4 protein-coding genes are annotated in these 9,896 nt (G+C 69.2%); 2 read left to right on the plus strand and 2 right to left on the minus strand.

The window, feature by feature from the left end; all coding sequences use genetic code 11:
* Positions 1–26: 26 nt before the first annotated feature.
* Positions 27–683 carry a hypothetical protein gene (locus CLT74_RS30155; protein WP_143697084.1) on the minus strand — a complete coding sequence of 219 codons (657 nt, stop codon included), beginning with the start codon at positions 681–683 and terminating at the stop codon, positions 27–29.
* 78 nt (positions 684–761) lie between these two features.
* Entirely contained in the window at positions 762–1,292 is a 531-nt protein-coding gene (locus tag CLT74_RS06125) for a DUF4352 domain-containing protein (protein WP_099845678.1), read from the minus strand.
* 99 nt (positions 1,293–1,391) lie between these two features.
* Between CLT74_RS06125 and CLT74_RS06130 the strand changes: the two genes are divergently transcribed.
* Entirely contained in the window at positions 1,392–3,308 is a 1,917-nt protein-coding gene (locus CLT74_RS06130; protein ID WP_099845679.1) for an N-6 DNA methylase, read from the plus strand.
* Between the two features lie 347 nt (positions 3,309–3,655).
* The gene (locus CLT74_RS06135; protein WP_099851396.1) at positions 3,656–9,880 is read left to right on the plus strand and encodes a protein kinase domain-containing protein; all 6,225 of its coding nucleotides are present in this window, start codon (positions 3,656–3,658) and stop codon (positions 9,878–9,880) included.
* Positions 9,881–9,896: the final 16 nt, after the last annotated feature.

The raw sequence follows: 9,896 nt of genomic DNA on the forward strand, positions 1-9,896 counted from the left end.
CGGCGCAATTGTCGAACTTTGGTCCGCTACGACTCGGAGATGTCGGCGACGACGGCGGTCAGCTTGTCGCTGGAGCGCTTCGTGCCGGCGCTCTCTTCCTCCTGTACCGAAGCGGAGTCACCGGTGACCTCAAGGGTGTTGATGATCGGGTCTTCGGCTCCGGTGACCTCGTAGGTGATCTCGTAGGTCCTCGACGGATCCAGTTCGCCGCCGAGATAGGTGACGTCGATCCGGTAGTTGATGTTGCATCCGGCGCTGCCGAAGCACTGCTTGCTAAGGATCTTCACGCCGAGCTTGAAGTCTTTCGTGGTGGGCGTGTGAAAGGCAGGGGCTGCGGTCGCGGGGGCAGCGGTGTGCGTTGGCGCGGTTCTCGTGGCAGCGGGGCTCCTCGGTGCGGCCGATGCGGAGCTGCTCACGCTGGCGGGCTGGTCACCGTTGCTGGCCGCGGCACCTCCGATGGCGATGCCGGCGGTGAGGGTGATGACCAGAGCCGCCCCGCCGAGGATCCAGAGCTGAGCGGTTGGACGCTTCGGCGGGCTGACGGCCTCCGCCGCCGTGACCCTGGACGAGAACGACGGATCAGGGGTGGGCACCGGGCCGGCTGGCGGTGTGGGCGAAGACTGGTTCGCCTGCGGCGAATCGGTGGGCTGGGCGGGCGGTCTGGGCGCGGACGGATCGGTCATGGCGTACTCCCGATGTGAACGGTGAGAGTAGTGAACAGTCGGGGCGGGCGGGGAGGCTCGCCCCGACGCATGGAGGAGTCAGCTGAGCGCGACCTCGACGCCGCCGGAGAACGGCGAGTCGTGCAGTTCGAGCTTGGTGAGCTTGACCTTCTTCGGGATGTCGAAGACGAGGACGCCGGTGACCTGGTTGCCGGGGTTGATCTCGTTGAACAGGGTCTGCTGGTCCTCGTTGGCGTAGATCGCGGCCTCCGAGTCGGTGGAGTACTCGGTGCCGTCGGCGTCGTACGCCTTCTGGCTGCTGTCGATCAGCGTCTGCGGTTCCTTGCCGATGTTCTTGACGTTGACCGTCACCAGGCAGAACTGGCCCTGGGCCTTGTCGCCGAGCAGGTCGGAACCGACCTTGCGGACACCGCACTTGTTCGACTTCACCGTGAACTCGAACTTTCCGTCCCGAACGGCCTGGCCGATCTTCGCGGTCTTGGGCTTGTCCTCACTCCTGGCGGTGGTGTCGCTATTGCCGGCGTTGCCGGGCTCGTCGGTGGCGCCGGCGCCGCAGCCCAACGCGATGAGAGCTGTGGCGAGCAAAGCGAACGTAGTGGTCTTACGCATCGTTGTCCTCCTGATTTGACCGGTGCGGCGTCAATGAGAGCACAGCCTGTGAACAGTGTCAACAGCGGTCGCGCTTGACACGTGTGGCACACTACGGAAGTGCAGGTGAACCCGACCATCACGGCAGCGGAGATTGCCCGGCTCGCCGGGGTCGGCCGCGCTGCCGTCAGCAATTGGCGTAAACGCCACCCCGAATTTCCGACCCCCGTCGGCGGCACGGCAGCCAGCCCGGAGTTCGACCTCGGTGAGGTCGAGATCTGGCTTCGCGAGCAGGGCAAGCTCCCCGAGCTGTCCCGCGCCGAGCGACTGTGGCGACATCTCGCCGCCGCCACCGAGCACCCGGCCGTCGCGCTCGCGAGCGTCGGCACCCATCTCCTCAGTCGACAGTGCGGGAAACGTCCCAGCGGTGTCGAGATCGACCCGGCCGTCAAGCCGCTGCTGCCCGACATCGACGCTCTCGTCGACGAGCTCACGCCACCGGCGGCCTTCGACGAGCTGTGGCAGCGCTTTTCCGCACCCGCCCCCGGCCGGCCCTGGGCGACACCGGATGAGCTGGCCGACCTCATGGTTCAGCTCGCCAAGGCCGACGGCGGCACCATCCTCGACCCGGCCGCGGGCTCGGGCGCCACCCTGCGGGCTGCGGTCCGCGCCGGCTGCACCGAGGCGTACGGTCAGGAGCTCGACCAGGATCTTGCTACCCTCGCCGGGCTCTGGCTCGCGCTGCGCGACGTCCCGGGCGAGGTCCGCCCCGGCGACTCGTTACGCGCCGACGCCTTTCCCGGCCGCACCGTGGATGCCGTCGTCTGCCACCCGCCGTTCGGCGTTACCACCTGGGGGCACGAGGAACTGGCCTACGACCCGCGCTGGGAGTACGCCGGGGTGCCACCACGGACCGAACCGGAGTTGGCCTGGGTCCAGCACTGCCTGGCGCACCTGAAAGCTGGCGGGCACGCCGTACTCCTCATGCCGCCGACCGCCGCGGGGCGCCGCACCGGCCGGCGGATCCGCGCCGAACTGCTGCGCCGCGGGGCACTCCGCGCCGTCATCGCGCTGCCCAGCGGGGTGGCCGCGCCGCACGGCGTACCCCTGCATCTGTGGGTGCTGCGGCGTCCGGTCCCGGACACCTCGCCACCGGCGCGGACCCTGCTGGTTGATGCGGCCGACGGGGACTTGGCCGAGCTGGCTGCCCGGATTCTCGCTACCTGGGCGGCCTTCACTGACGCCCTCGACACCGACGTCGACGAGGCTGGCTTCGCTCGTGCGGTCCCGGTGATCGAGCTGCTTGACGAGGACGTCGACCTCACGCCCGCGCGTCGCCAACCCGCCAGCGGGGGCGAGCGGACGGGGGAGCGGATGGTACGCACCAGGGAGCGGCTCGCCGCCGTCGTGCGGGAACTGCCGACGCTGATCCCGCAGGTCAGCGCCGTGCCTGAGGTGGGCACGACGCTCGTCGTCCCGGTCGCCGAGCTGGTCCGGAGCGGGGCGGTGCAGATGCTCGGGCCGGTACGCGCCACGCGCGGCGCCGACAGTCATTGGGAGCTTCCGGTGCTTAGCGCGCAGGACGTCCTCGAGGGGACCGGGCCGTCATCGCGCGGTGATCGGCCGGCGGGGGAGCCGATCGAGCTCGCGCCCGGGGACGTCGTCGTGCCGGTGGTGGCCCGGCGGATCACCGCCCGGGTCATGACCGAAGAAAGGGCGGTGCTCGGGGCGAACATGTATCTGCTGCGGCCCAACCCGGCGGCACTGGACCCGTGGTTTCTGGCTGGGCAGCTGCGCAACACGGCCAACGAGAAGCAGGCGTCGAGCCTGTCCGGCACGCTGCGATTCGACATCCGGCGGGCGTTGGTGCGGCGGTTGCCGCTGGAGGAGCAGCGGGTGCACGGGGAGGCGTTCCGGCGGCTGGATGCGTTCGAGACGGCGATGCGGCAGGCGGCGACGCTGGGGGCGGAGTTGGTGCAGCTCACCGCCGATGGCCTTGCCCAGGGCAGTATCCGTCCTGAGAGTGGCGACCAATGAGGTCGCACCACGTCGGATACCCGACAGCGGCCTGGGCAATTCGGAGGCTTTCGCGTAAATCTGGCAGGCCTGTCAGACGCTGCGCGCGACAGGACGAGCATCCAAGCGCGCTTTCCAGTCGAACCACAAGTGAACGACTGGGAGCGGTCCGTGAAGATCGGTTGATCATCTCAGCTGAGTGGAGGAATACGAGGGTGCAGGCCGCCGGGCATACTCCTTGCTTCGACGAAGGCATAGGAGCAGGTGAGTTGGCATGAGCAGCGACGGCGAGTCCTGACCCGAGCGGTGTCTCGTAGGGCAGACAGAGGTAACGGCGGCTAGTGGGGACGTGGGGATTGGCCGTGGAGATGGAACTGGTGGCGAACAGGTTCCGGCTGCTGAACGCGCTGGGCCGAGGCAACATGGGCGAGGTCCACCGGGCGGAGGACCTGCAGGCACCGGAGGGCTCGCCGGACCGGGTGGTGGCGGTCAAGCAGATCCTCCGCAGCCGGACCGGCGCGGTCATCGATTCGACCGCAGACAGCAAGGCGGTGCAGCGGTTCGAACGCGAAACACGCATCATGCGCCGGCTCACCCACCCGAACCTGCCGCGTTCGATCGCCGGTGGCGTCGATACCTCCGGGCTTCCGTACATCGCCATGGAGTTCCTCGACGGCGAGACGCTTCGGGACCTGATCTCCGAGCAGCCACAACTGCCGATTCCGTGGGTCGCCGCGGTGGGCGCCCAGATCGCCGCGGCTCTCGCCGCGGCACACACCGCTGGGGTGATTCATCGCGACCTCAAGCCGTCGAATGTGATGCTCCTGCGCGGTGGCCTCGTCAAGGTTCTCGACTTCGGCATGGGCCGGATCGTCGACGCTGACGAGGCCGAGCGGCTCACCAGTACCGGCGTCACGGTGGGTACCGCCCGCTACATGGCCCCCGAACAGTTCCGGGCGTCCTCGGTCACCCAGGCAGCCGACCTTTACGCGCTGGGCTGCGTCCTGTTCGAGCTGCTCACTGGCGTCCCGCCGTTCCACAGCGGCTCTGCCCACGAGGTGGGCCAGAAGCACCTGGAGGAGCCGCCGCCACCGGTGCGTGTGCTGCGTTCCGACGTTCCGCCGGTCCTTGAGCGACTCATCGAACGTCTGCTTGCCAAGGACCCGGCGCTGCGACCGGAGGACGCCGTGGCCGTCCGGGAAGCGCTGCTGCCGCTGACGGCGGGGGAGGACAAGGTTCCCGGCTGGGACGACTTCAATCCGGTCGGTCACTTCCGCAGCGCCTACACGTTCGGTGCCCCCGCCCAGCCTGCGGCTTCCGAACAGACGGTCATGACCGGTCCAGCGTCGGGCATGGATGTCTTCGGGGTGCACCGGAAGCTGATCACCGACTACCGGGCCTTCACCGAGGGCGGCACGATCATCCGCGACGACCGGATCGCCGATTTCGTCGAGCGAGACCTCGATGCGAAATCGCAGTGGCCTGACCCCTGGCTGTCGCTGAACCCGTTCTTCGCCTCCGGCGGCAGCACCCTCGAACTCGCCAACGAGGGCGTGCTGCACCCGGAGTGCGCACGCATCTTCCAGAAGGACAAGACCGAGGGCGGCACGGTCTGCGACGGACGGCCGCTGAACCTGCATCGGCACCAGCGGGAGGCCATCGAGAAGGCACAGTCGGGTGCCTCCTACGTCCTCACCACCGGCACCGGGTCCGGCAAGTCACTGGCGTACATCGTTCCGATCGTCGACAAGGTGCTCAAGGCGCGCGAGCAGGAGGGCGCGAAGCCCCAGAAGCGCGTTCGAGCGATCATCGTCTACCCGATGAACGCGCTGGCCAACAGTCAGCTCAAGGAGCTCGACAAGTACCTCTGCGACGGGTACGGGCCGGGCCGTGAGCCGGTGACCTACGCCCGGTACACCGGGCAGGAGAGCGACGAGCGCCGCAAGGCGATCCGCGACAACCCACCGGACATCCTGCTCACCAACTACGTGATGCTCGAGCTGATGCTCACCCGGCCGGACGACCGCCGGTCGCTGATCAAGATGGCCCGTGGGTTGGAGTTTCTCGTCTTCGACGAGCTGCACACCTACCGCGGCCGGCAGGGCGCCGACGTGGCCCTGCTGATCCGCCGGGTTCGGGAGGCATGCCAGGCGACCGACCTGCAGTGCATCGGCACCTCCGCCACCATGTCGACCGAGGGCACCCTCGACGACCAGCGCGATGCGGTGGCGGGGGTGGCCACCACCCTGTTCGGCACCGAGGTCAGTAGCCGCAACGTCATCGGCGAGACGCTGATCCGGGCGACGGCCGAGGCACCCGACACGGTGCCGGCGGAGCGGTTGCGGGCGCCCGGCGCGCCCCGGGCGTACGCGGACCTGGTGAACGATCCGTTGGCCCGCTGGATCGAGACGCGGTTCGGGCTCGCCACCGATCCGGTCACCGGCCAGCTTGTGCGGCAGAAGCCGGCCAAGATCGAGGATGCCGCCCTGGAGCTGGCGCGGCAGATCGACCTGACCGCCGCCGACTGTGCCCAGGCGATCCGGGCCACGCTCAAGGCCGGCTCGGAGGCTCGGGATCCGGTGACGGAGCGGCCGCTCTTCGCGTTCCGGCTGCACCAGTTCCTCTCCAAGGGGGACACCGTCTACGTAACCCTGGAGGACGAGCTCACCCGACACCTCACCCGTGAATACCAGCTTGTCCTGCCCGGCTCCGACAGCAAGATCCTCCTGCCGCTGGCCTTCTGCCGTGAGTGCGGTCAGGAGTACCTGACCGTGTGGCGGTCCGGGAAGGACGGCAAGGTCGTGTACGCGCCGCGCCGGGACACCGCCGCGACCGGCGGATCTGGGGACGACGGCTACCTATACATCAACTCGGACCGCCCGTGGCCAGCCAACGAGGAGGAGGCGATCGAGGCCCGCCGGATCCCGGAATCGTGGCTGGAGGTCGACGCTGGCGGGCGTGAGGTGGTCCGCACTAACTACCGGCAGCGGCTGCCGCAGGCCATCACCGTGAACCCACAGGGCTGGGAGGGGCACGGCAACCTGAAGGCCGCCTTCATCCCGTCTCCATTCCTCTTCTGCCTGCACTGCGGGGTGAGCTACGAGCAGACCAGGGGGAAGGACTTCGCCAAGCTCGCGACGCTGGACCAGGAGGGCCGTTCCTCGGCGACCTCGCTGGTGTCGGCCTCCATCGTCCGGTCGCTGATGCAGGCGCCGCCGGAAGCGCTGAACAAGAAGGCCCGCAAGCTGCTCACGTTCGTCGACAACCGCCAGGACGCATCGCTGCAGGCCGGTCACTTCAACGACTTCGTGCAGGTCACGCAGCTTCGCGGCGCCCTCTACCGAGCGGTGGTCGAAGCGGGCGACGAGGGCATCACCCACGAGGAACTCGCCGCGCGGGTCACCGCCGCGCTTGGGCTGAGTCTCGGCGACTACGCACGGGAAGCCGACCTCCCGCCGTCGCTGGCGAACCTGGCGGCGAAGACGCTCCGGGACGTCGTCGCGTTCCGCCTGTATCTCGATCTGGAACGCGGCTGGCGCATCACCATGCCCAACCTCGAGCAGACCGGTCTGCTGAAGATTGACTATCAGGACCTGACCTGGCTCGCCGAGAAGCAGGACCGCTGGTCGGGCACCCACGAGAAGCTCCGCGACGCCGAGCCGGAGGACCGCAAAGAGATCATGCGGGTGCTGCTGGACGAGATGCGCCGCGGGCTGGCGATCGACGTCCAGTACTTCCGCGACGACTTCGACTCCCTCCAGCGGGCCAGCGAGGAACGCCTCGTCGACCCCTGGGTGCTCTCCGCCGGCGACAAGCCGAAGGTCGGTGCGGCCTACCCGCAGCCTTCGGGTCGTGGCCTGGACCGGTCGAATCTGTTCCTCTCCGGACGGGGCAAGGTCGGCAAGTACCTGCGCCGGGTCCACTTCCCCGAGTTGTCGTGGACCGACGCCCAGGAGTTGATCGCCGACCTGTTGGAGGTGCTCAAGCGGGGCGGCCAGGTCACCGAGGTCACCCAGGTGCCGGAACGCGCCGGTCGGTTCCGACGTTCGGCCGGCACCCCGGCGACCGGCTACCAGGTCTCGGCAGCCGCTCTCGTCTGGCGGGCCGGGACGGGTGAGACCGGCAGCCACGACCCGCTGACGCGGACCTACGCCAGCGGCGACGGGCCGCGGGTCAATACCTTCTTCCGCGAGCTGTACAAGACGGCCGCCGGAACGCTCGCCGGCCTGACCGCGCGGGAACACACGGCCCAGGTCGATCCGATGGAACGGGAGCGGCGCGAGGAGGCATTCCGCAAGGCCGAGCTGAAGCTGCTCTACTGCTCCCCGACGATGGAACTCGGCGTCGACATCTCCGAGCTCAACGCCGTCATGATGCGCAACGTCCCGCCCACCCCGGCGAACTACGCCCAGCGCAGCGGCCGTGCCGGCCGGTCCGGGCAGCCGGCGCTGGTCACCACCTACTGCGCTACCGGCAACAGCCACGACCAGTACTACTTCCGGCGTTCCGACCGGATGGTGGCGGGTGCGGTGGCGCCGCCGAGGTTGGACCTGGCCAACGAGGACCTGGTGCGCTCGCACGTGCACGCCACCTGGCTGGCCGAGGCGGGCCTCAAGCTGGGCCGGGCGATTCCCGAGACCATCGACATCAGCTACCTGGAGGACAGCCGCCGCCCCGATCCGGCGTTGAAGCTGCACGATCACATGGAGGCGGCCCTGCGCGACTCGCACGCGCAGGCGCGGGCCATGGACGCGGCCCGGCGGGTGTTCGCCGCGCTGGTGCCCGAGTTCGAGAAGTCGACCTGGTGGGACGACAACTGGATCGAGGACACCGTCCGGACCACACCGGAGCGGTTCAACCAGGCGTTCGACCGCTGGCGGGACCTGTTCCGGGCGGCGCTCGTCGACCAGGCCGAACAGAACCGGCGCGTCCTGGACCACACGCTCTCCGAGCGCGACCGGCGGATCGCCGTCGGGCGACGCAAGGAGGCCGAGACGCAGCTCAACCTGCTCAAGAACGAGACGGTGGAGAACCGGTCGGTCCTGTCGGACTTCAACCCGTACCGCTACCTGGCCAGCGAGGGCTTCCTGCCGGGCTACTCGTTCCCCCGTCTGCCGCTCGCCGCCTATGTGCCGACCACCGGCCGCCGCTCCGGTGACGGTGACTACCTGCAGCGTCCCCGGTTCCTGGCGATCCGGGAGTTCGGGCCGGGCGCGCTCATCTACCACGAGGGTGCCCGCTACCAGGTCACCCGCATCCAGTTGCCGCCGGACGCGGCTGGCGAGGTGGTGACGAGCCAGGCCCGGCGGTGCACCAGCTGCGGTTACCACCATGACGCCCGCAACGGCGCGGTCCGCTGCGAGATGTGCGGCGAGCCGCTCGGTGACACCACCTACGGCCTGCTGCACCTGCATACCGTCTACACCAAGCGCCGGGAACGGATCTCCTCGGACGAGGAGGAGCGGCGCCGGGCCGGCTTCCGACTGGTGACGTCGTACCGCTTCCAGGACCACGGTGCCCGGGCCGGCCGGCAGGACGCGGTCGTCTCGAACGGCGACGACCGGCTCGCCACTCTCTCGTACGGCGATTCGGCGACCGTCCGGATCACCAACGTCGGTCGGGTCCGCGCCAAGCAGGACGAGCCGGACGGCTTCTGGCTCGACCCTGCCGATGGGCGGTGGATGAACGAACGTGACGCCGGCGAGGCGTCCGGCGACTCCAGCGAGATGCCGGTGGTCGACGCCGACGGCAACGAGAAGCGGCGCAAGAAGCGGGTCATCCCGTACGTCGAGGACCGCCGGAACATCCTCGTGCTCAAGCTCGACGAGCCGATGGAGTACGACGTCGCCCTCACCCTGATGTACGCGCTCGAACGGGGCATCGAGGCGGCCTTCGAGCTGGAGGACTCGGAACTCACCACCGAACTGCTCCCGCCGGACGACGGGCCCCGCGACCGGATGCTCTTCACCGAGGCGGCCGAGGGCGGCGCCGGCGTGCTGCGGCTCATGCAGTCGGACCCGGCGGCGCTGGCCCGGGCCGCCGCCACGGCGCTGGACATCTGCCACTTCGACCCGGACGGCACCGACCGGGGTGGACCGCACAAGGACCGGCCGTGCGCCTGGGGCTGCTACGAGTGCCTGCTGACCTACGGCAACCAGCTCAACCACCAGTCGATCAACAGGCACCTGATCCGCGATCTGCTGCTACGGTTCGCCGCTGCGGCGGCCCGGACCACCGGCGAGGGCGAGTCCCGCACCGAGCAGCTCGAACGACTCACCGCGCGGTCGGACACCAAGCTGGAGGGGAAGCTGATCGCCTGGCTGAAGGAACGCGGCCTGCGGCTGCCGGACGACGCGCAGGTCTTCGTCACCGAGGCGCTGGCCCGCCCCGACTACGTCTACCGGCTACCCGGGGCGAACGTCGCCGTGTTCGTCGACGGACCGGTCCACGAGCACGAGTCGGTCGCCGAACGCGACCGCGAGGCGGAGGAGCGTCTGTTCGACATGGGCTGGGACGTCGTGCGCTTCCCGCACGACGCCGACTGGTCCGCCATCGCCACCAAGAACAAGCGCTACTTCGGCACCAGCGCCTGACCACCCGACCGCCACC

The sequence above is a fragment of the Verrucosispora sp. CNZ293 genome, from assembly GCF_002754655.1.